Annotated in this window: 23 protein-coding genes; 12 read left to right on the forward strand and 11 right to left on the reverse strand. The window is 73.2% G+C overall.

Going from position 1 to position 21,480, the window contains the following annotated elements:
* Positions 1–395 precede the first annotated feature (395 nt).
* Both AB0946_RS28520 and AB0946_RS28525 read right to left on the reverse strand, forming a co-directional pair.
* Positions 396–1,097, reverse strand: coding sequence for a response regulator transcription factor (locus tag AB0946_RS28520; protein ID WP_366763513.1), 702 nt, complete (start codon positions 1,095–1,097; stop codon positions 396–398).
* A 2-nt stretch (positions 1,098–1,099) separates the two neighbouring features.
* Entirely contained in the window at positions 1,100–2,053 is a 954-nt protein-coding gene (locus AB0946_RS28525; protein ID WP_366763514.1) for a histidine kinase, read from the reverse strand.
* 336 nt (positions 2,054–2,389) lie between these two features.
* Between AB0946_RS28525 and AB0946_RS28530 the strand changes: the two genes are divergently transcribed.
* The 6 genes from AB0946_RS28530 to AB0946_RS28555 all read left to right on the forward strand — a co-directional run bounded on the left by AB0946_RS28530 (position 2,390) and on the right by AB0946_RS28555 (position 5,400).
* Complete coding sequence (locus AB0946_RS28530) at positions 2,390–2,701, forward strand: TraR/DksA C4-type zinc finger protein (RefSeq protein ID WP_366763515.1); 312 nt, start codon at positions 2,390–2,392, stop codon at positions 2,699–2,701.
* 49 nt (positions 2,702–2,750) lie between these two features.
* Positions 2,751–3,125: a TraR/DksA C4-type zinc finger protein gene (locus AB0946_RS28535; RefSeq protein ID WP_366763516.1), complete on the forward strand. Its 375-nt coding sequence runs from the start codon at positions 2,751–2,753 to the stop codon at positions 3,123–3,125.
* Entirely contained in the window at positions 3,122–3,943 is an 822-nt protein-coding gene (locus AB0946_RS28540) for a rod shape-determining protein (protein ID WP_366763518.1), read from the forward strand. Before AB0946_RS28535 ends, AB0946_RS28540 begins: the two co-directional genes overlap by 4 nt.
* 349 nt (positions 3,944–4,292) lie before the next feature.
* Entirely contained in the window at positions 4,293–4,814 is a 522-nt protein-coding gene (locus AB0946_RS28545; RefSeq protein ID WP_366763519.1) for a hypothetical protein, read from the forward strand.
* A 109-nt stretch (positions 4,815–4,923) separates the two neighbouring features.
* On the forward strand, positions 4,924–5,136 hold the full coding sequence (locus AB0946_RS28550; RefSeq protein ID WP_366763520.1) for a helix-turn-helix domain-containing protein: 213 nt from the start codon (positions 4,924–4,926) through the stop codon (positions 5,134–5,136).
* Between the two features lie 102 nt (positions 5,137–5,238).
* Positions 5,239–5,400, forward strand: coding sequence for a hypothetical protein (locus AB0946_RS28555; RefSeq protein ID WP_366763521.1), 162 nt, complete (start codon positions 5,239–5,241; stop codon positions 5,398–5,400).
* Between the two features lie 205 nt (positions 5,401–5,605).
* Here the strand turns inward: AB0946_RS28555 and AB0946_RS28560 are convergent, their stop codons facing one another.
* The 5 genes from AB0946_RS28560 to AB0946_RS28580 all read right to left on the reverse strand — a co-directional run bounded on the left by AB0946_RS28560 (position 5,606) and on the right by AB0946_RS28580 (position 10,319).
* Entirely contained in the window at positions 5,606–6,082 is a 477-nt protein-coding gene (locus AB0946_RS28560; RefSeq protein ID WP_225809953.1) for an MSMEG_6728 family protein, read from the reverse strand.
* Between the two features lie 109 nt (positions 6,083–6,191).
* The gene (locus AB0946_RS28565; RefSeq protein WP_366763522.1) at positions 6,192–6,644 is read right to left on the reverse strand and encodes a hypothetical protein; all 453 of its coding nucleotides are present in this window, start codon (positions 6,642–6,644) and stop codon (positions 6,192–6,194) included.
* Positions 6,645–6,792: 148 nt separating this feature from the next.
* A complete protein-coding gene (locus AB0946_RS28570) occupies positions 6,793–8,385 on the reverse strand; it encodes an FAD-dependent oxidoreductase (RefSeq protein ID WP_366763523.1) in 1,593 nt (530 codons plus the stop codon).
* A complete protein-coding gene (locus AB0946_RS28575; RefSeq protein ID WP_366763524.1) occupies positions 8,382–9,101 on the reverse strand; it encodes a class I SAM-dependent methyltransferase in 720 nt (239 codons plus the stop codon). The genes AB0946_RS28570 and AB0946_RS28575 overlap by 4 nt, the downstream gene beginning before the upstream one ends.
* A gap of 30 nt (positions 9,102–9,131) precedes the next feature.
* Positions 9,132–10,319 (reverse strand): lycopene cyclase family protein, encoded by a 1,188-nt coding sequence (locus tag AB0946_RS28580; protein ID WP_366763525.1) that lies wholly within the window; start codon positions 10,317–10,319, stop codon positions 9,132–9,134.
* Between the two features lie 418 nt (positions 10,320–10,737).
* Between AB0946_RS28580 and AB0946_RS28585 the strand changes: the two genes are divergently transcribed.
* From AB0946_RS28585 to AB0946_RS28595, 3 genes are all read left to right on the forward strand, one after another.
* Positions 10,738–11,433, forward strand: coding sequence for a DNA alkylation repair protein (locus AB0946_RS28585; RefSeq protein ID WP_366763526.1), 696 nt, complete (start codon positions 10,738–10,740; stop codon positions 11,431–11,433).
* A gap of 54 nt (positions 11,434–11,487) precedes the next feature.
* Complete coding sequence (locus AB0946_RS28590; RefSeq protein ID WP_366763527.1) at positions 11,488–12,120, forward strand: AAA family ATPase; 633 nt, start codon at positions 11,488–11,490, stop codon at positions 12,118–12,120.
* A 403-nt stretch (positions 12,121–12,523) separates the two neighbouring features.
* Positions 12,524–13,708 carry a type III polyketide synthase gene (locus AB0946_RS28595; protein WP_366763528.1) on the forward strand — a complete coding sequence of 395 codons (1,185 nt, stop codon included), beginning with the start codon at positions 12,524–12,526 and terminating at the stop codon, positions 13,706–13,708.
* 87 nt (positions 13,709–13,795) lie between these two features.
* Here the strand turns inward: AB0946_RS28595 and AB0946_RS28600 are convergent, their stop codons facing one another.
* A complete protein-coding gene (locus AB0946_RS28600; RefSeq protein WP_366763530.1) occupies positions 13,796–15,958 on the reverse strand; it encodes a SpoIIE family protein phosphatase in 2,163 nt (720 codons plus the stop codon).
* A gap of 242 nt (positions 15,959–16,200) precedes the next feature.
* Between AB0946_RS28600 and AB0946_RS28605 the strand changes: the two genes are divergently transcribed.
* On the forward strand, positions 16,201–16,743 hold the full coding sequence (locus AB0946_RS28605) for a GNAT family N-acetyltransferase (RefSeq protein ID WP_366763532.1): 543 nt from the start codon (positions 16,201–16,203) through the stop codon (positions 16,741–16,743).
* A 472-nt stretch (positions 16,744–17,215) separates the two neighbouring features.
* On the opposite strand, the gene AB0946_RS28610 is transcribed toward AB0946_RS28605, so the two are convergent.
* The 3 genes from AB0946_RS28610 to AB0946_RS28620 form a co-directional block, all read right to left on the reverse strand.
* Complete coding sequence (locus AB0946_RS28610) at positions 17,216–18,220, reverse strand: MerR family transcriptional regulator (RefSeq protein ID WP_366763533.1); 1,005 nt, start codon at positions 18,218–18,220, stop codon at positions 17,216–17,218.
* Between the two features lie 3 nt (positions 18,221–18,223).
* Positions 18,224–18,913 (reverse strand): HEAT repeat domain-containing protein, encoded by a 690-nt coding sequence (locus AB0946_RS28615; protein ID WP_366763534.1) that lies wholly within the window; start codon positions 18,911–18,913, stop codon positions 18,224–18,226.
* Positions 18,914–19,025: 112 nt separating this feature from the next.
* Positions 19,026–19,763, reverse strand: coding sequence for a flavodoxin family protein (locus tag AB0946_RS28620; protein WP_366763535.1), 738 nt, complete (start codon positions 19,761–19,763; stop codon positions 19,026–19,028).
* Positions 19,764–19,967: 204 nt separating this feature from the next.
* Here AB0946_RS28620 and AB0946_RS28625 point away from each other — a divergent pair, with 204 nt between their 5' ends.
* Both AB0946_RS28625 and AB0946_RS28630 read left to right on the forward strand, forming a co-directional pair.
* Positions 19,968–20,672 (forward strand): SMI1/KNR4 family protein, encoded by a 705-nt coding sequence (locus tag AB0946_RS28625; RefSeq protein WP_366763536.1) that lies wholly within the window; start codon positions 19,968–19,970, stop codon positions 20,670–20,672.
* A gap of 188 nt (positions 20,673–20,860) precedes the next feature.
* On the forward strand, positions 20,861–21,286 hold the full coding sequence (locus AB0946_RS28630; RefSeq protein WP_366763537.1) for a VOC family protein: 426 nt from the start codon (positions 20,861–20,863) through the stop codon (positions 21,284–21,286).
* Positions 21,287–21,480 lie beyond the last annotated feature (194 nt).

The following is a 21,480-nucleotide window of genomic DNA, read 5'->3' on the forward strand; positions in this document are numbered from 1 at the left end:
CGTGTCGAGGGGGCCGCCCGCGGGCGCGAAGCCGTACGCGGTCCCGAGGTCACTCGTCATCGCCGGGCCGCTCAGGATCACGGAACTACCAGTCGTCCCGGGACCACTCGTCGCCCCGGCGCCACCCCCGGCCGACGCGCCGCTCGTCACCGCCGGGCCACCGTCGATCGCGAGGCCGCCCGTCACCGCGGCGTCGCCCACACTCGCGGGGCCCGTGAGGCCCACCGCGGTCAGCAGTGTCAGGACGACGGCCGCCAGTACCGCTGCGGCGGAGAGCCCGGTGTTGCTTCGGCGGGGGGCGGTGCGCGCGGGGTGGTGCATGCCCCTCCCCTCTCGTCGTGGTGTGCGGGTGGCGGGTCCCGGAGCGGGCGGCCACCGGTGGGCCGGACGGGACGTCAGGGTTCGATCAGGCCGACGCGGATGGCGTAGCGGGTGAGTTCCAGGCGGTCACGCAGGCCCAGCTTCTGCAGCAGGTTGGCGCGGTGCCGCTGGACCGTCTTGACGCTGATGAACAGCAGCTCGGCGATCTCCTTCGACGAGTGCCCCTCGGCCACCAGCTTCAGGACCTCCTCCTCGCGGGGGGTGAGGACCTGGTCGGGGGCTTCCTCGCCGCGCCGGGCCCGGTCCAGGTAGTTGCGGATCAGGGCGGTGACCGCGCCGGGGTACAGGAACGGTTCGTCCCGCATCGCGGCCCGGCACGCGGCGACCAGGTCCCGGTCGGCGACCGACTTCAGCACGTACCCGCTCGCGCCGGCCTTCAGGGCCTGGAAGAAGTACTGCTCGTTGTCGTGCATGGTGAGCATCAGGATCCGCAGGCCCGGCTTGAGCACGGCCAGTTCCCTGGCGGCCTGCAAGCCGGTCATGCGCGGCATGGCGATGTCCAGCACGGCCAGGTCGGCGTCATGGGCGCGGGCCAGGCTGACGGCCTCGGCGCCGTCACCGGCCTCGGCGACCACTTCCAGGTCGGGTTCCTGGTCGAGGATGAGCCGCACACCCCGCCGGACCAGCGCGTGGTCGTCGGCGAGCAGGATACGGATCGTGCTCCGGGAGGCCGTCCGGGGTGGTGTCCCCGCCGGGGGCGTCGTGGCGTCGGGCATGGTCAGGGCTGCTTCCTGGGAACGGGCGCGGTGAGCTGGACCCGGGTGCCGGTACCGGGTGCCGGGGTGATCTCGAGGCTCCCCCCGATGAGCAGGGCCCGCTCGCGCATGCCGCGGATGCCGGCGCCTTCGCGGGGGGCCTCGATGCCGGAGCCGTCGTCGGTGACCGTCAGCACCACGCTGTCGTCGGCGTGGCGCAGGGCGACCGTGACCCGCTGGGCGTCCGCGTGGCGGGCGACGTTGGTCAGCGACTCCTGGGCGACGCGGTAGAGGACCAGTTCGGTCTCCGGCGCGAGGGCGGGCAGGTCGGCGTCGAACCGGCGGCTGACCCGCAGCCCGGTGTGCGTGGCGAAGTCCTCGGTGAGCGAGGTCAGCGCACTGACCAGACCCAGGTCGTCCAGCACGCCGGGCCGCAGCCGGCGCACCAGGCGACGGACCTCGTCGAGGCTCTGCCGGGTGATCTCCTGGGCCTCGTGCAGGTCTTCCCGCAGTGCCGCCGGTGCGTCGTCGGCAACCCGCTTCAGTCCCAGCAGGATCGCGGTCATGCTCTGGCCGACCTCGTCGTGCAACTCCTGGGCGATGCGGCGGCGTTCGGATTCCTGGGCCAGCAGGGCGCGGGCGCTGCTGGTGGCCCTTTCGTGTTCCAGCCGTTCCAGCATGGCGTTGAACGTGCGGATCACCTCGGCGACCTCGCCGCCTCCGGAAGCGGGCAGACGCTGGCCGGGGCGCAGCAGGTCCACGGTGCTCATCAGCTTCGTGAGCCGGTCGAGCGGGGCCAGTCCGAGCCGCAGCAGCACGGCGTTGGCGACGAGCATCACGGCCATTCCGCCGACCAGGATGATCGCCTCGGTGAGGAGGACCGGCACGGAGACGGTCACCGGGGCCCACAGGAGCAGCGCGGTCGCCGTGCCCAGCACGACGGCGTTCAGGGCGAAGATCCGCCAGAACAAGGACACCGGCCCTACGCCTCCCCTTCTACAACCTCGGTCCACCTCCACTGTCGGCCATCGCGCAGCCCCACCGCGACCACGGTACCGGGGCGCTCGGGTGCGCCTTGGGCCAGCGTCCCCCGTGGCGTGTGCCGCGTCGATGGGGCCCGGAGCCCATTCCGAGGGGCGCGCACCACCCATGGCCCTTCGTATGGGTTCCGCGCCCCGGCGTAGATGGGTTCCGCGCCCGATGGGTGTCCGCCGCCGGCCCGGCCATGGTGGGAGGCACACGATCACCGCCGACGACGGGCGTGCGGCTCGGCGACGCCGCCGCGCCGTGGGCCGCCGCGAAGGGAAGCGACCATGTCACTCGACGCCACCCGGGCCGAACCCCATCGGGACGAGGCGCGACGGCACCTGGAACACGCCCGTGTCTCGCGGCTGGCCCAGCTCCAGGCCCTCGACGAGACCGTGCACACCACGGACGCGTACCTGCTGTCCGAGCAGAAGTCCGCCATGCGGCGGGTGCTGAAGGAGATCGAGGAGGCCTTCACCCGCATCGACGACGGCTCCTACGGCACCTGCCAGGACTGCGCGAGGCCCATCCCCGCGGAGCGGCTGGAGATCCTGCCCTACACCCGGTACTGCGTCGCCTGCCAGCGCCGCGCCACCTGACCACCGCCCGTCACGCCGCCCTCCTGCCTCCTGCCCCCGAAGGGGTGAAGTGGTGAACCACCAGACCATCGGCCAGAGCGCGACACACCTGTCGGCCGAGGACCTCGCCGCACTGCGCCGGCACCTCCAGGAGCAGCGCCTGTTCCGCCAGGAGCAACTGCTGCAGCTCGCCGGACCGGTCACCTCACGCGCCGAGGACCGGCTGCAGCGGCAGGCCGCCGCGCAGATCGAGGTGCGCGTCAAGCTCGCCGCGTCCGCCCGCATGGTCCTCGCCGACGTCGAGGCGGCCCTGCGGCGCATGGACGACGGCTCGTACGGCACCTGCCACCTGTGCCGGCGCCCCATCGACCGGGAGTGGCTGACGATCGTGCCGCAGTGCCGCTACTGCGTCCGCTGCCAGCAGGTCAGGCAGGCGGTCTCGTGACCGGCACCGACCACGACCGCGCCCCCGTTGCCCGGCACCTGCCCTGGCCGCTGTGCCGGCGCTGCTGCGGCATCGCCCTGGACATGGGCAGCGTGCGCACCCGCGCCTGGATCGCCGGGAAGGGGGTGGTCGTCGACGTACCGTCCGTGACCTTCCCGGGCTCCGGCGCGGTGCACCCCATCCAGCGCGGCACCATCATCGACACCCCCGAGTGCGCCCGCATGCTCCACCGGCTGCTCGCCCACCGCCTGCCGCGTTCCGCCCGCCCCATGGTCATCGTCACCGCGCCCGTCCTGGACGGCGTCGCCTACCGCGCCCGGGCCCGCAGCGCGGTCGACGTGCTCCGCCCGCACAGCGTCCTGACCGTGCCCGGCGCCCGGGCCATCGCCGTGGCGGCCGGCGCGGACACGTCCCGTCCGCTGATGGTGGTGGACATCGGCGCCCACCTCACCGAGGTGGTGCTGCTGGCCGACGGCGACATCACCGACGCGCGCCGCACCGCCCTGGGCACCGGCGATCTGGACGACACGACCACACCCGGGGAGATCGCCGGGGCGGTGGCCTCGATGCTGACCGCGGTGCTCCGGCAGGACCGCACCTCGCTCGCCGCCGACGCGGCGCACCGCGGCGTCCTGCTGGCCGGTGGTGGTGCGTTGCGCCCCGAGATCACCCGCCGTCTCACCGAACGGTGGCACCTGCCGCTGCGCGTGGTCCCGGCCCCGCACACCGCGGCGGTTCGCGGCGCCGCCAAGCTGCTGCAAGCCGCCCACACCCACCCCTCCGCGTCCGGTGTTCTCCCGCCTGTCCGCCCTGCCTAGGTGTGCTGTCCCGGGACGTCGGTGACACGCGTGCCGGGTGCTTGAACAGGTGAGGGCCTTCCGTCGTGGCGGCCGGCCTGGAAGCAACCTGTCGGATCGGCCGTCATCGCCGCCCTCGGCGTCCACGCCACGGCAGCCGCCGCGTGGGACACCGTCTGGGCCCGGACGGCTCCCCGCTGGACCACGTCGCCGTAGGCCCCGGCCGGCCGAGGGTCCGCGCACGGTGGTGGCGGCGTCGGCGGAGACGGTGGCGGGTGACGGCGCTGCGGACGGAACCCGGAGGCGTCGGGCGGCGACCTGACGTACGTTCAGGTCCGTGATCGGTGCCGGAGACGCAGGTGATGAGCCAGTGAGCGGCTGGTGGGCTGCCCTGGAGGAGCGGACGCGCCGAGAGGTGGACGCCGAAGTGCTGCGGGACCGCCGCCTGCCGGCGGTCAAGGCCGTCTGCGGCGCCCTGCGCCCGTCGGGACTGGGCTTGTACGAGGCGGAGCGGGTGGTCCGTGCGCGATACGCGGCCCTGGCCGACCAGGTCCGGCGCACACCGCCCGATCCGCTCGACGTCCCCTCGCTCGCTGCCCGTTCCGCAGCCCTGCCAGGGCGTGTGGCCGCGATCGAGGCCGTGTGGGACGGCGACACGGGGCACGACTGGTTCGTGGTCCTGGTCGCGGTGCTGGAGGAACCGGACGGGGAAGGCCATGTGGCGACCGTCTACCGCCGCCGCGGCAGTCCCCCTCCGGAAACGGCCGCCGCCGAGGCCGGCCGGGCGCTGGCCGACCGCCTCGGCGTGCCGTTCCACTTCGCCTCCCCGAACGTCCCCGACGACCGGGCCCCGCGCCGGGGGGCGGCCGCGGGACCGCTGGAGGAGCGGTGACCGAGTCGATGCGGTGCTCCTGCGTCCTTCGGAAGCACTTGCCCCGCATGGGTCGCGTCGACGCGGGAAACCGGTGATCACGTTTCGGCGATGCGGGAGGAGATTCTCCGTGCACAAGGGCAAGTGGATAACGGGCAGCGCGCGCAAGGAGTTGGCCGAAGCCTTCACCAAGGAGTACCGGGAGGGGCAGTCGATCCGTGCCATAGCCGAGGCTCATGGCCGGTCGTACGGCTTCGTGCATCGCGTGCTCACCGAAGCCGGCGCGCCTCTCAGGGCACGGGGCGGTGATGTCCGTACCGGCGCCGCCCAGTCGACGCGGTGACAGCCGCGTCCCCGGCCGCCAGCGGCTGGACCACCGGTTTCCGGGTAGCCGGACCTCGTGGGGCCCCGACGAGAGCAGGGCACCCCTGGCGAGAGGAGTGTCATGTCAGGAGTTCTCCAGCGCATCAAGCAGTTCGCCAACAGCCCGCAGGGCCGGCGCACGATCGATCAGGTGCGCCGTACCGCGGCCGATCCGCGCCGCCGGGCCCAGGCCCAGCGGCTCATCGGCAAGCTGCGCTCCCGCCGTTCGGGTTCGGGCATCTGACCGTCCCGGCGATGGTCTGAGACGGGCGCCCGTGGACCGGGCGTTCCGCGACGGCACGACGGCGGCGCCGAGGCGGTCGACGGCGATTCACCCCTCGGCCCCGTCGGTCGTGACGTCCGGCTCGCGGGAACCCCGCAGGGCGTCGCGAACTTGACGGACCTCGCCGGCCCCGCCGGCGAACCCGCCGCATCCTGCGGCGCACCGGTCAGGCGGTCGTCCCCTCCCGGTCGGAGGACGGCCACACGTACGGCAGGTCGTCCGGCACGCCGGGGAACACGGGTGCGTACGTGTCCCGGTCCTTGCGGACGAGCGCGGACTGGTGACTGCGGTGGAAGGCCTCGTCACCGAGCCAGGGCGGGAGTTCGCCGGCGGCGGCCAGAGCGGGCTGGTCACGCACGTGTGCGCCCGGACGGCCCGCCGCGTATCCCGCGATCAGTGACGCGGCACAGCTGTCCTGGTGCCCCTGCTCGCGCCAGACCCGGCAGACTTCGAGCCCGTAGCGGACCAGGGCCTCCTCGTAGCCGCTCCACATGCGCACGGCCGGGTGCCTGCGCCAGCCGTATCCGGGAACGGTCAGGCCGCGCAGGACCTGGAGTGCCTCGACCCGCTGCTTGCCCAGGCGGCGCCGGTCCAGGATCAGGGCGGAGCGCCGGAAGTCGGCATCGGGCAGGAACGTCTGCATGGTAGCCGTCCTGGAAGTCGTGGAGCGGGTGCGGGAGTTCGGGTGGTCCCGGGTCGCTCGGAGGTGCGCTGCCGGCGGTCCCGGCGGGCCCGGTCGGTGCGGGAGGCGGTCAGCCGTCCGCGGCCGGGGGGCTCACCGTGTGGCCGGGGTGCCCGAGGGTGCGGCGTGCCTCCTTCATCTCCGCCTCGTACAGGTGGCCCCGGCCCTGGGCGAGTGCGTTCACCACGCTGCGTTCCAGCTCCCGGAACGGCCCGTAGTAGGTGTCGTCGTAGGCCTCGACGATCTGGAAGGTCCAGTGACCGGGGATGACGTCGCGGCCCAGGATCTCCGCCTCGGCCTTCGCCGCCCACTCGGTGTGCCCGGCCTCGCGCAGCAGCCGTACCGCTCGCTCCAGTTCGAGGTCGGCCCCGCCCGTCAGCTGGTGGAAGCTGTACAGATGGCCGCGGGCGCGCTCCGTGGTCTCCAGAGCCTTCGACAGCGATCCGAGGGCCTCGACGGTCAGGTCGTCGACACCTTCCGGGCGGCGGTACCGGTGGTCGGGCCCGCCCTGGTACTCGTTCATGGCACTCCCTGGGTGCTGTGGCTCTGTCGGTCCCCGCATCCCTTCCCGCCGCACCGGGTGACCGCTGTCGGCGTGCGCCGGACGGGTGACGGGTCGTCGTGTGGTGTGGCCGTGCGCTCCGCCGGGACCCCCACGCGCCGACCGGCGTTCACCGCGTGCCGGAGCCCCGGGCGGCGGCGCCGGCCAGGCCCCGCAGCAGGGCGTTCCGGCCGTGCCGTGGAACCGTCCACAGGGTCACTCCCCGCACGCCCCACTGCTCCAGCAGCGCGTTGGCCGCGAGGAAGCCGGTCGTCGCGGCCCGTTCCATGAGTGCCACGGGCAGGCCGGTGCGGACGAGGTCGCCGGCCACCATGAGGTGGGGGTCCGGGGTGCGCACGGCCGGCCGGTCGCCGTGACCGCCCACCGGGAACAGCGGGCAGTCGTCGCGCCACTCGTGGCGGGCGTCGACGACCGTGGCGTCGCGCGTCTCCGGATAGACGCGGTGCATCTGCTCGATGAGGCGCTTCTCCTCGACGTCCCGGGCGGCGCCGGCCGGGACGGCGTAGGCGTGCAGTTCCACCACCGAGCCCCCGGTGCGGGCGGCCCAGCGGGCGGCCTCGTCCTCCCAGCGCTCCAGGACACTGACGTTGTCCAGGGTCCCGAACCCGCCGGTGCCCAGGAACCCCGGACGGTCCGGTGCCACGGGACGGTCCAGCCACAGCCTGGTCACCAGGAACGGCGGCGCGTTGCGCAGCCGTGCGATCCGCTCGCGCCACGGGGCGTCGCCCAGCAGGTCCGAGCGGGCGACGAGGCGGCGCAGGCCCGCGGTGTCCAGGGCGAGGACGACGGCGTCGTGATGCCGCTCGTCGCGGTCCGTGACGACCAGGTGACCGCCGCCGTGCCGCGGCGTGATGTGTTCGACGGCCGTGGCGGTGCGTACCTCGGCGCCGTGCCGCCGCAGGTGACCGGCCAGAGGCTCCCACAGGGCGGCCGGGAAGGGCGCACGGGGCACGTCGAACAGCAGGCCCTCGGCCGAGCCGAGGAAGTAGACGTGGAACATCAGCGCCATCTCGGCCGCCGAGAGCTGCCGGGGGTCGGCGAAGAAGCTGCGCGAGAACACCTCGAAGGCGAGGTGCCGGGCCTTGTCGGGGAAGCGGACGGCGTCGAGGAACGCGTGGGCGCTGACGTGGTCGAGCCGGTCGTAGATCTCGGGGACGCGGACGTCGAGCAGCGGCAGGGCCGCGACCGGGTTCATGCGGCGCATGTCCCGCAGCGTGAAGGTGGGGCTGAGCGCGGCGAAGCCGAGCGCGCTCCACGGCGGGGTGCGCGGGACGCGGCGGAAGCTGTCGCGCGTTCCCCCGGCGTGCAGCAGCGGGTAGTCGGGCAGACCGGTCAGTCGCCGCAGGCCGGGGTCGGTGCGGCGGAGCAGCTCACGCAGGTTGTAGTACTGGCGGAAGAAGGCGTGGAAGCCCCGGCTCATCGTGACCCGGGTGCCGTCGCGCAGGGTGGTCGGCCAGCCCCCGGCGCGCCCGCCGAGGTAGGGCTGCCGCTCGTACAGCGTCACGGCCACGCCGCGCTCGGCGAGTGCCGTGGCGGCGGCGAGACCGGCGATGCCGCCGCCGACGACGGCGGCGCTGCGGCGGGCCCCGTCGACGCGCCGGGCGCCGGGCGGTGCCGGCAGCATCCGGGCCCGCCGGTCCCGGCCGGGACGACCGCCGTCCGGCCGCTCGGCCGCGGTCGTCCCCCACTCGGCCGCGGTCATCGCGCGCCCTCCGCGCGCCGGGCGACGACGGTGTGGGCGATGCCGGTCTGCCAGCCCGGCAGGGGCAGCGCCCGCACCCGCTCGAAGCCGGCCGCGCGGACGCGGGCGGCCAGGCGGTCGACGGTGTCGAACTCGACGACGCTGCGCCACAGATGGCGGTACAGCCCGCCGTCCCCGAGGAGGGACGCCACGGGCTGTACGAGGCCGCGGCAGACCAGGGTCCACACCGCTCGGTCGGCGCGGCGGCCGCTGAGGGCGTAGTCGTGCACGCCGAGCCGGCCGCCGGGCACGAGCAGGTCCCTCACGGCGGTGAGGACGGCGTCGGGATCGGACACGTTGCGCAGCAGGTAAGCGGCGAAGACCGCGTCGAACGGACCGGTCACGCCCGCCTCGGCCAGCCGTTCCGCCGGTGCCCGCACGAAGGTCACCCCCTCCGCCCAGGGTTTGGCGGCGGCCCGCCGCAGCATGCCGGCGGAGGCGTCGACGGCGGTGATGTGCGCGGCCGGCAGGACGGAGCGCAGCGCGGCCGTCGAGGCGCCCGTGCCGCAGCCCAGGTCCAGCAGGCGCAGGCCCGCTCCGGCCCCGGGCAGGCCGAGACGGCGTGCCGAGCGCCGCAGGTGGGCGTGGTAGCCGGGATTGGCGGCCACCAGCGCGTCGTAGCCGCGGGCGGCGTGGTCGAAGGCGGCGGTGAGGTCCTCGTCGCGCAGCAGCGTCATGCGGTCTCCAGGTCGGTGCGGTAGGGGTGATCAGTCGAACGGGCGGCGGGGCAGGAGGGGCAGTTCGAGCGCCGAGCGGAGCATCGGGCCGATCGGGGTGCGCAGGCCGACGGCGAGGTCCTCGCGCAGGCGGGTGCGTCCGTCGAGGAAGCGCAGCAGCCGGGGGGCGGGTACGTGGGCGAACAGGCCGCAGAACAGCGCGGGGCCGTCGACCCGGCCGCTGGCCAGGGCGCGCAGGAGCACGGCGTCCATGGCGCGGGACCGGGCGGAGTGGGCGGGAGGCGGCACCGGCCGCCGTCCCCGACGCAGGGCGGCGGCGACGGCCCGCGTCTGGCGTTGCAGACCGGCGAAGGTGTAGCCGGTGGCCGGGCGGGTGGCGCCGCCGGCGGCACCGATGCGGAAGACGCGGGCTCCGACCTGCCGGGGCATCGGCGCGTCCGTCATCGGGATGACGCCCGTCTCGGTGGAGAGGACCTGTGTGTCGCCGAGGCGGAGCACGTCGTCGGCGTAGTGCCGCACCGCCGCCTCGTACTCGCCGTCGGTGAGTGTCCGGGGTGAGAACTCCGTGTACTCGACGAGCGCCTCGTGCGGCCCGACGGGCAGGACGTAGCCGAACGAGAGGCCGTCGGCGGGTTGTGGGGTGCGGAAGTCCATGAGGTCGACGGTGCCGGGGTCGAAGACCGGGCGTGCGGTGCGGACGAACCAGCCGTGGAAGTGCTGGAGCAGGGTGGTGCGGGCGGCGGGCAGGCTGCCGGGCGGCCGTGAGTCGAACACCCAGCGGGCGGTGAGCACCCGGGCTTCGCCGTCGGCGCTCCGCACCTGGACCCGGGCTCCGCCCTCGATGTCCTCGACGGTCTCGACAGTGGCCTCCAGCCGCCGCACGTTGGGGCTGCGCGCCAGGTCCCGCCCGACCAGGCCCTCGAAGTCGTCGGACCGGATCATCTTGTACCGCAGCGGCGCGAGGTCCCCTTCGATGGGGTCGCCCGTGGGGGGCCGCACCCGCAGGTGCCCCCAGGAGGCCGTCAGCGCGCCGTCGAAACGCCCCTGGCCCGGCTCCCAGAAGCACCAGGTGCGGCGCGGCGGGCGCAGCGGGCCCGGCGGCGCGTCCACCAGCAGCACGGACGGCGTCCGCAGCCCCCGCGCGTGGCCGGCCAGACGGTGGGCCAGGGACAGTCCTGCGGCTCCGCCGCCCAGAACGGCCACCTCCGCCTCGAACACGACGGCTCCTTCCGTGCTGTGGGTGCACGTGCTCTGCCTCTCTTCCCGCCGGAGTGCCCGAACGGACGCGGGTCACCCGGATGCGGCACGCGGGGGTCACGGCGGCCGGCGCGGACGGGGTGACAGACGGCTGCCCGCTTGAAGGAGACGCCGACCGTGCAGGCGTCCCCCGCGCCGCTTCCAGGGGCGGCGTGTCTTGTGTCCGGGAGTGGGGGCGTCCCGCGCCGGCGGCGTGTGCGGTCGCCGCCGGGGGCCTCGTGCGGGCGGTCACCGCGCGGCTGCGTGCCGGGCGTCCCTTCCGGCGAACCCGCGGCAGTGGAATTGGCACGTCATCGGCTGCTCGGGCGGTCTGGCAAAAAGCTTCTCCTTCGGTTCGCCGGCTCCCGGCATCGCCGGTCCCGCGCTAACGTCCGCCGTCATGACGTTCACTTCGCTCAAGGGCTTACGGGCCGAGCTGCGGAATCTGGCGGAGCCGGCCGTGCGGGCGCAACTGGAGCGGGTGCTCAGCCCGGCGGAGGACGACGAACTGCTCGGCGTACGCGTGCCGGTGCTGCGCAAGCTGGCGCGTGCTCACCGCGGCCTGTCCCTCGGCGACGTGGACGTACTGCTGCGCAGCCGTGTCCACGAGGAGCGCTTCGCCGGGCTGCTGGTCCTGGCCGAGCGGGTGCGCACGGCGAGCGGCGCGGACCGCAAGGCGCTGGTCGACTTCTATCTGGCGCACACCGAGTACGTGGACAACTGGGACCTGGTCGACGGTTCCGCGCACGTCGTACTCGGGCCGTGGCTGCTGGAGGGGGATCTACGGGTCCTGGACGAACTCGCCGCGTCGGCGCGGCTGTGGGACCGCCGGATCGCGGTGCTCGCCACGCTGGCGCTGATCCGCGCGGGACGCTTCGAGCCGACGCTCGGCCTGGTCCTGACGTTGCGCCAGGATCCGGAACCCCTGATCCACAAGGCGCTCGGCTGGATGCTGCGGGAGGTCGGACGCCGGGACGAACCGCTCATGGTGGCCTTCGTCGAACGGCATCTGGACGAGCTGCCGCGCGTCACCGTGCGCCATGCGACGGAGCGGCTGGCGCCGGCCGAGCGGTCACGGTTCGTGAAGGCGCGATAGCGAGACCTGACGCGCACGGCCGGCAACCGCCCCGGCCCGCGTAGGGTCGCGTGCATGCTCCTGTGGATCAACGGTCCCTTCGGCGGTGGCAAGACGCAGACCGCGTACGAACTCCGGCGTCGGCTCGCGGGCAGCGTCGTCTGCGATCCCGAGCACGTCGGCTTCGGTCTGCACCGCATGATGCCCCCGTCCGTGCGCGGCGACTTCCAGGATCTCGCCGCCTGGCGGCAGGGGGTGTTCGAAGTGCTCGACCACGTCCTGAGCGAGCACGAGGGGACGGTGATCGTGCCCATGACGGTCGTGGAACCGGCGTACTTCCGCGAGACCGTGGGCCGCCTGCGCGAGCGCGGCCATGACGTGCGGCACTTCGCGCTGCTGGCCGAGCGCGAGACGGTGCTGCGTCGGCTGCGCGAGCGCGGCTTCGGACACGTCGTCCGGTTCGTCGCGGGCGAGAACGCCCCCCTGCGTCGCGAGAGTTTCGCCGTGTCCAGGCTCGACCACTGTCTGGAGCGCCTGCGCGCGCGGGAGTTCGCGGAGCAGGTATGGACCGACCATCTCACCGTGCCCGAGGTCGCCGAGCACATCGCCGCTGCCGCCGGTCTGGCACTCGCCCCGAACAGGGACGGAGCACTGCGAGGACGTGCGCGCCGGGCCTGGACAGGGATCAAGCACATCCGGTTCGACTGAGCGCCTGCCGTAGGAGGAAGGGGCACACGCGCTCCCCTAGGGCCTCTCGTCTGGATCATGCCGGGCTCGCGGGCCCTGGCTCACAGTCACTGTCGCCTACCACCGACGGGCGCTCAATTCCTCCGCGCGAGGACGCCCTTGCCCGCGTCCAGGCGGAAACCACTCCTGCGGTCCCCCTGGTGCAGCGGCGTGTGTGCCGTGTCACGCATTTCTGATGCCGCCTGAGTTGTCTGCATCACAGCGGAAATGTCCATTTGGCGTCCATGCTCGAAACGGATACCGACTCCCGAAGTGGAGCTTATCGGCATCTCCTTGGGCATGAAGTCGCAAAGTGGCTCATGCCACAGCATTCGCCAGATGTCCTTTTTCTTCCATTTCCCCTGTTTCGCCGGGAAGGTGCACCATGGCCGCTTACCTCTGTCCTCCTGCCGTGATACACGGCGAGCACCCCGTGAAGACCAGCCAGATCGTGGCGGAGGTGCGCGACCGGCACCCGGACGCGGCGTGGGCGCCGCGGATCGACGGCATCGCGGCCAGTACGGGCATCGAGACCCGCGGGTGGATGCTGCCGCTGGAGACCGCCGTCGCGCCCGGCAAGGGCGGCGGCCTGCGGGCCGTCGGCGTGGAGCCGGCCCAAGAGGCACTGGCACGCGACGGGTTCACCCAGCAGGACGTGGACCGCGTGATCGCCGCCCTCGAGGCGATACCCACGCCGCAGACCGTACAGGAGCGCACCGGGCCGGCCTGGGAGGCCGTGCAGTCCTACGGAGAGCGTGCGGCGCGCGGGGCCCTGCAGATCGCCGGGCTGGACCCCGCGGACATCGACTGCCTGATCACCAGTCACTCCACCACCCCGGCGCTGCCGGGTCTGGACATAGCCCTGGCCAACAAGCTCTCGCTGCGCGACGACGTGATGCTGCTGCCGGCCACGCAGTGGGCCTGCGTCGCCGGGACCCGCTCCCTGGCACTGGCCGCGGACCTCGTGGCCGCGGACCCCGACCGCGTGGTCCTGGTGGTCGTCTCGGAGGCGCTGAGCACGACCTACCAGCCCGCGGACGACACCCTCGAGTCGCTGATCGTCCGGCTGCTGTTCGCGGACACCGCGGTCGCCGCGGTGGTCACGGGCCGCCCCCGGCGCGAGTCGGTGCTGCGGCTGGACGCCGCCTGGCATCACACCCTGCCCGGTACCCGTGACCTGCACCGTCTGGAGACGCGCGCGGACGGCACCCACTTCGTGATGGACCGGCGCGGGCCGCGCGCCGTACAGGAGACGGTCACCGCGATGTGGGAGTGGCTGCGCGTCCGTTACCAGGACCACCCCGACGCCTGGCACCCCGACGTGCTGCTCGCGCACCCCGGCGGCACCCGGGTGCTGGAGTACATGGAGCAGACGATGCCGGACGCCTGGCCGTCGGGGCTGCTGCACTACAGCCGGGACAGCTACACCACCGGCAACCGCGGGGGCGCCGCCGTGTTCGACATCCTGCGGCGGGCGCATGACGCCGGGCAGAAGCCGGGCAGTCGCACCGTTCTCTACGCGGCGGCACCGGGCCTCACCGCCACCGCCCTGGAAGGGGAGTGGCTGTAGTACGGATCCGCCCCACCCGTACCGGTACCAGGCCCCGGCACCTGTACCGGTACAGGTGCCGGCAGGCACAGGCCGCCCGTGGCCGCGTCACCTCGCGACCTTCGCCCAGACCACCTTGCCGGTGTCCGTCCACCGGACCCCCCACCGGGTGGTGAGCCGGTGCGCGATGTGCAGGCCGCGACCGTCGTCGTCGAGCAGGCCGCCCCGCCTCAGACGCGGCCTGCCGCTGCCGGTGTCGCCCACCTCGCACAGCAGGCCGTGACCGGACCTGATCAGCCGTACCGTGATGGGGCCGGTGGCGAAGCGCACGGCGTTCGTGACCAGTTCGCTGATCAGCAGGACCACGTCGTCGCGGGTGTCGTCCCTCGTGCGCCACTGCCGCAGCAGCACGGAGACCTGCGCGCGGGCACGGGCGGGGGCGTCGTCACGGGCGGGCAGCCGCCAGGTCGCGGTGTCCCCCTTGCGGTAGCCGATCATCCGTGCCAGGAGCAGGGTCACATCGTCGCGCTGGCGCGCGGGTGCCAGCGTGGAGACGACGTGCCGTGCCGCCCGCTGCAGGGTGTCCCAGGGGTGCACCGTGGACACGACGTCCGCAAGCCTGCCGATGCCCTCGTCGATCGACACGGCCGGATCCTCCACCAGGCCGTCGGTGTAGAGGGCGAGCAGGGAACCCGGCGGTGCGCTGAACGTGTGGACGTCGAACGGTTCCCGCAGCGCGAACTCGGCGCCGAGGCCGGGGTGGGTGCGGAGCTCCAGCGGGCCCGCCCGCCCGTCCGGTGCGACCAGGACCGGTGGGAGGTGGCCCGCGCTGGACAGGGTCACGCGGTGGCTGACGGGGTCGTAGAGGGCGATGCAGCAGGTCGAGCCGAGGGCGCTGTAGCCGACCGTCAGCCCGGAGTCGGCGTCGTCCAGCAGTGAGACGGTCTCGTCCAGGTGCTCCAGTACCTCGTCCGGCGCGAGTCCGGCGGACAGCAGCGCGCGGGCCTCCATGCTCAGCTGGCCCATGGTGGCCGCGGCTCCCAGACCGTGCCCGACGACGTCGCCGACCACGAGTGCGGTGCGGCCGTCCGGCAGCGGGAAGCTGTTCACCCAGTCACCGCCGACGCCCGCGCTGTCGGGGGTGGCGGGCTGGTAGACGCTCGCTATCTCGATCGTGTCGCCACTGGTCCGGGGCAGGAGCCGGCGCTGCAGGGCCAGCACCTGGGTGTGCTCACGCTGGTGCTGACGAGCCAGGTCGACGTGGTGGGCGGTCCTGGCCACCAGTTCCTGAAGGTCGAGCAGCTCGCTGTCACGGAACGGGGAGTCCGCCCGCCGCCAGACCTCCGCCACGCCCAGGACGACGGGCGGCGTGCCGTCCAGGACCAGCGGTACGCACGCCACACCCGCCGACCGGTCGCCGGGTACGAGGGCCCGCACGACTCGTGGACTGCCGAGCACCCGCTCGACGGCCTCCCGGTCGGGTATGACGATGGTCTGCGGGGCGTCGTCCCGCAGTACGGCCTGCGCCAGCAGGCGGCTCGCGTCGGCGGGGAGGTCCTCGCCCGGTGTCACGTAGCCCTCGGGCCATGCCCTGTCCGGCACCAGGGCCGCCCGCCGCAGCCGGATGCGCCCCTTGGACCGGCCGGTGACCCCCTCGCCCGTCCATACGCCGAAGTCCAGGTCGACGGCGGCCACGTCCCCCCAGGCCAGCAGGGACTCCGCCAGCGACTGCGCGGTCTCGCCGATGTCCAGCGAGGTGCCGATCGCGGTCTCGGCGGCGTAGAGGTGCAGCCTCCTGGCCATCGCGATCAGGGAGACGGTCAGGCCCTCCTCGGGCGCCGCCGCGGGCAGGATGCTCATCGACACGACCAGCTCCGACCCGTCGCCGCGCCGCAAGCGCTGGATCCGCGCCACGTGCGCCTCACCGGTCTCCAGCACCTGCCGCAACCGCCGGGTGACCGTCGGTACGTCACCGGGGGGCAGAAGACCGACGAAGGGTCTGCCGGCCACGGCTTCCAGACCCGCGAACACCGGGGCGTCCAGATTGCAGCGGGTGATGATCAGATCCCTGTCCAGGTTGACCGCGCCGAGAATCTCCTCCTGACGGCCGGTCGCCGGGTCCTCGGGGGGCCGCCGGCGCCTGTTACGGTCGCCCCGCGCGTCGGCGGGACGGGCGTCCCCTGCCGCTCCGCCGCGCGGGAAGTAGCGCCCCAAGGCCCTGCTGACCAGGTCGAACGCGGAGGAGGGCGATGGAGAGGGTGTGGAGTCCATGCAGCTCTCTCAGCAATCCCCGGCACAGCGCCGGGGCCGTACTCGGACCCGCGCGACGGGGTCCCGAGAGCCCCGGCCGCACACCTCATTGAATAACAGCGGGGGTCGCTTCGCCCACACGGCGGCACCTCGAGGCGGGTCGGCGACGGGCCGCTCCGGCAGCATCGCGGACACGGCCGGCGTGCATCGGAAGTGCCTGGTGAGCATGGCGGAGAGCCCGTTCCGTGATCCAGAATGAGGGCATGGTCACGCTCGAGACTCCGCGGTTGATCCTGCGTCGCTGGCGCGAGGACGACGTCGCGCCCATGGCCGCCATCCATGCCGACCCCGAGGTCATGCGGTGGATCCGTGACGGCAGCGTCCGTGACGAACAGCAGACCCGCGACAGTGTCGAGGCGTGGGAGAGCGAGTGGGAGTCACAGGGCTTCGGCCTGTTCGCCGTGGAGCTCCGGTCCACCGGTGAACTGGCCGGGTTCACCGGCCTTTCGGTGCCCCACTTCCTGCCGGAGGTGATGCCGGCGGTCGAGGTCGGCTGGCGGCTGGGACGTTCCCACTGGGGCCAGGGCCTGGCCACCGAGGCGGCCGAGGCCGTCGTACGGTTCGGGTTCGTGGAGCGGGGGCTGGAGCGGATCGTCAGCATCGCTCAGGTGGGCAACGACGCCTCCGAACGGATCATGACCAAACTGGGGATGCGTCCGGTCCGTGAGACCGTCCATCCCACCGGCGGTCGGCGGGTCCGGGTGTTCGAGTTGTCGTCGGACCGGTACGTCACCACCACTCGCTGACGCGGAGCGCGGTACCCGTCTGCTGTGCCGAGGCCGGCGGCAGACCGACGCCATGGAACTGCCGGCCCTGCCCGGCCTGACCCTCACCGCCTACAACGCCCCCCCGGCACTGCGGAACACCAGGCCCTGCGACTCCTGGCCTCCTGGGCAGCCACTCAGGAGACCGGCGTCCTGGCCCCGAGCGCTCCGGCGGACGAGGTAGCCCACGGGCCCGCCGGGCGAACGGCACGACTGCGTGGCGACCGGGCGCACCCGCGAAGCTTCACCGGCCTCCGGCTCCGCGCCGCCCTCGCGGGCCGTCGGCTTCGACGAGCGATCGCCCGGACCGGCGCGGGTCCCCACCGCCTCACGGTGACCGTGATCAGCTCGGCCGGTACAACGTCGGTCCTCCCGGTTCGCCCTCCCCGGAGCCGCCGCGGCCGGAGCATCCCCCCACCCCCACGGCGCTCCCCCGGCCGTCAGCAGAGACCCGTCACCGTGCGCCGCGCAGCTGAAGGAGATACGCAGCGGTCAGCGCGACGGCGCGGTCCGTGTCGTGGGACAGCTCCACGAGGGCCCGTGACGCTCTCGGTCCCGGGACGCCCGCCAGCGCCTGGGTCAGCCGGCCGCGTGCGGGCGCTCTCGTGGTGTCGTGGGCGAGGCGGTCGACGAGCAAGTCCGCGATCTCGTCCGCCGTCACGGTGTCGCCGGCCAGCACGCTCAGCGCATCGGCCGCGTCTGTGTCGTTCCTCCCCTCCACGATCATGTCGACGAGCACCGGGACCGCATCGGCCAGACCGCGTGCGCCGAGCGCCAGAGCCGCATGCCCGCGCACCGCGACGTCGGGGTGGGCGAGGGCGTCCCGCAGATGCCCGGTGGCTTCCCCGCCGGGCATCTCGGCGAGGCACTGGACGGCACGTACCCGCACCGCGGCCACCGGTGAGCCGAGGCCCTCCGCAAGCAGCGCCGGGGCCGTGCCGTCCGATCGCGCCAGCGCCCATCGAAGGGCCCCGGCGACGTTCGGGTCCGCCTCGCCGAGTGCCGCCTCGACCAGGGCCTCCACCGGTACCGGAACCTCGTCGGCTGAGGAGAGGGCCGCGCGCTGGCGTGCGTCGGCGCTCTTGGAACCCAGCGCCTGGAGCAGCGCGACGACTTGGAGGACGTCCTCCCAGCCGGCGGGGTCCGCGGCGCGGATCCGGCGAAGCCGCGTGAGCAGCTCGGTCTCGGCCGCGATGCGGTCGCGTGTCTCGCGGATGAGGTCGTCGACGAGTGCCGAGGGCGTGAAGCCGGGGTCGTCGAGCGCGCGTCCGACCTCACGCAGCGACATTCCCAGCGACCGCAGGCTCTCGATGTGGAAGATCCTGCGCATGTCCTCGCGGGAGTACTCCCGGTACCCGGAGCCCGTACGGCCCGAGGGGCGCACCAGACCGAGCGCCTCGTAATGCCGGAGCATGCGGGCGCTGACCCCGGACCGTCGCGCCACCTCGCTGATCAACACGCCCTATCGTTCCTCCTGGCCAGGACCGCCGAGGACCGCGACGCGCTTCGCCTCCTCGATCGCGAACCCGGATCCGGCGTCCGGGTCGCGCAGCAGCCGTTGCGTGGCGAGCGCGTGCGTTCGTACGCCGCGGTCAGGGGCCATCGTCGCAGAACGAAGAGCCGGCACGATCACTTCCCCCAGCGCGACCAGTGCCCGGCTGAGACTCAGCCGTGTCTCCCGGCCGCCGCGCCCGAGCTGCGTCGCCAGCACCGTGGCCAGCGCCGGTTCCTCGCCTTCCGGTACGAGCACGACCGCGGCCCGCCAGGCGGTGCGCGCCACCTCGTCGTCGGCGTCGGTCAGCAGCGTCCGTGTGATCGCCGGCCATGCCTGCCGGTCCCCGATCTTGGACAGCGTGTGCAGCGCCTGGCTCCGTGCCCGCGCACGCTCCGAGCGGACTTCGCGGAGCAGCACGGGAAGCGTCATGGACACCGGGTGGCGGGTGAGCGCCCAGGTCAGCATGTCGCGGACGAAGAACTCGGGCTCGACCGCGCATCGCTCGACGAGCTTGTCGACGAAGCGCGGGTCGGGTGTCGTCCCGGCCGCCATGGCCGTCCGCAGCCGCACGGTCGGCCGGCTGTCCTCCAGTCCGCGGAGCACTCGTGCCGTATTCGTCTCCGCGTCCGCACCTGTGTCGTGTCTCGGCATCGTCATCGAGACCACCTCCTCGGCACGCAGTGAAGACCTTGTCACCGTGTCAAGGTCAAACAGCGGTCCGTGGGTGTGCGGCGCGCGGCGCGGCCGGCCGCTCAGCGGTCGGCCATGACTACCGGTGCTCGGGATTCTCGTAGTCGTGGCGGCAGCCCGCCTCCCAGGCGGTGCGCTGGTTGCCGTAGGCGGGGATGCCGCCGAGGTCCTTCAGGGCACGGGCCAGGTGCAGCAGGTTCCAGGTCATGAAGGTGGTGTTGCGGTTGGTGAAGTCGTTCTCCGGACCGCCCGAGCCAGGGTCGAGGTAGGAGGGGCCGGGTCCTGCCTCACCGATCCACCCGGCGTCCGCTTGAGGAGGGATGGTGTAGCCGAGGTGCTGGAGACTGTAGAGGACGTTCATGGCGCAGTGCTTGACGCCGTCCTCGTTGCCGGTGATCAGGCAGCCGCCGACACGGCCGTAGTACGCGTACTGGCCGGCGTCGTTCAGCAGACTGGAGCAGGCGTAGAGGCGTTCGATCACCTGCTTCATCACCGAGCTGTTGTCGCCCAGCCAGATCGGTCCCGCCAGCACGAGGATGTCGGCCCCCATGACCTGCCGGTACAGATCCGGCCAGGCGTCCGTCTCCCAGCCGTGCTCCCTCATGTCGGGCCACACGCCGGTGGCGATGTCGAGGTCCACCGCCCGGACGACGTCGACCCGGACGCCCTGGGCACCCATGATTCCGGTGCTCCGGTCGATCAGCCCCTGGGTGTTGCTCGTCTCCGGCGAGCGTTTGAGGGTGCAGTTGATCACCAGGGCCCGCAGGTCGTCGTACCGGGCCGGAGGTGTCTCGGTGGAGGGCGACGAAGCGGTCATACGGTGCGGTCCTCCCGGAATCCTGCCGCCGCCCTGCGTGGCGGCGCGCCCACGTCCAGACCAGCCTGTGGGCCGTCCCCGGCGGGCGCCACCACAGCGCCTCCGAATGGCCGGGGCACCCGCGCCGGATCCGAGGTGCACGAGCAGCTGTGTGGTGAGACCCCTGTCCTTCTGGGTGTCAGTGGCGCCGCGTACGGTCTGCGCATGAGTGACGAGTGGTGGGTGGACGTACGACGGCGGGTCGAGGCGGCGGGTGCGGGGCCCGGGGGCAGCGAGGTGTTCGGGGCACTGGGGCACAGGTGGGTCGTCGAGGACCCGCTCACCCAGGGAGAGCTGGCCGAACTCGAAGCCCAGACGGGCGTGCGGCTGCCGGAGGAGTGCCGGGACTTCCTGCTCCACGTCGGCGCGGGCGGCGCCGGCCCCGCCTACGGCCTGTTCCCCGTGCGGCGCGTGCGGGGCCGTTGGCGCTGGGAGGGCGACGGCGCGGACCTCGCCGACCTGTCGAGGCTCGCCGAGCCGTTTCCCGACCGGGGCCCGGACCCGGAGCTGCTCGACGACGTCCTCGCCCAGCGTCCCGAGGAAGAGGACTTCGACGACATCGAGGACTTCGACGACGCCGTCGAGGCGTGGGACGAACGGTGGGAGGCCGTCATGTTCGCCCCGGAGCGCACCGTCGGCGCGATCGTGATCTCCCACCTCGGCTGCGCCCAGCGAGAGTGGCTGATCGTCAGCGGCAGCCACCGCGGCACGATCTGGTCCGACTGCCGGGTGGACGACGTCGACCTGGCCCCGCTTCTCCACGACGACGGCACGCCGGTGACGTTCGCCCGCTGGTACACCGACTGGCTGGAGAAGGCGGAGCGCACGGCTTCGCCCGCCGCGCAGGGTGTGCCCGTCTCTTTGCCGTGACAGCTGGTCGGGCACTAGAGTCGATCATGTGACTGCCGGGTCGGCCATGGGCCATACACGAGTGGGGCACCCGGCCTCGGCGTGAGCCCGAGGCGGGCGAGAGCCCCGCCACCTCTCCGCGGCTTCCCCCGAGCGCCCGCACGCGGCGCCCCGACAGCGGATCCCGGACTCGAAAGACACATCCATACATGTCACATGAACAGCAGCGTCGGCACGAACCCGCCTCGCCGGCCACCGTCCAGCTGAACCACACCGCCGTCTACGCGACGGACCGTCGGCTGTCGGCCGAATTCATCGCCGCGATCCTCGGCCTGGAGGTCGGCGCCCCCTTCGGGCCGTTCCTGCCCGTCGACCTGGGCAACGGCGTCACACTCGACTACTACGAGAAGCGCGACGAGCCGATCCAGTCGCAGCACTACGCGTTCCTCGTGCCCGACGATCGGTTCAGCGCCATGATCGCCCGCCTGGAGACGGTCGGTGTCACCTACTACGCAGACCCCGGCCACACCGAGCCCGGCCGGATCAACCGTCTCTTCGGTGGCCGCGGCGCCTACTTCGAGGACCCGGACGGCCACAACATGGAGATCATGACTCGGCCGTACGTCCGCCCGTAGGAGGCCGCCGAACGACGTCGGGCCCCGGCTTGCTCGGAGCCGGCCGGGGCAGCCCGGTGTGTCGTCGGACCACCGTGTTGGCGGTGCTGCCACAGCGCCTGCGAGCCCAGGAACACCAGGTGGCCGCGGTACGCAGCCCGTTCCCGCGACCGCCCACGCGCGCACGCCGGGTCACCACCGCCGTGTCCGGGCCG

Origin of the sequence: Streptomyces sp. NPDC046870, assembly GCF_040704595.1 — a bacterium.
Lineage (GTDB): Bacteria > Actinomycetota > Actinomycetes > Streptomycetales > Streptomycetaceae > Streptomyces > Streptomyces argyrophylli.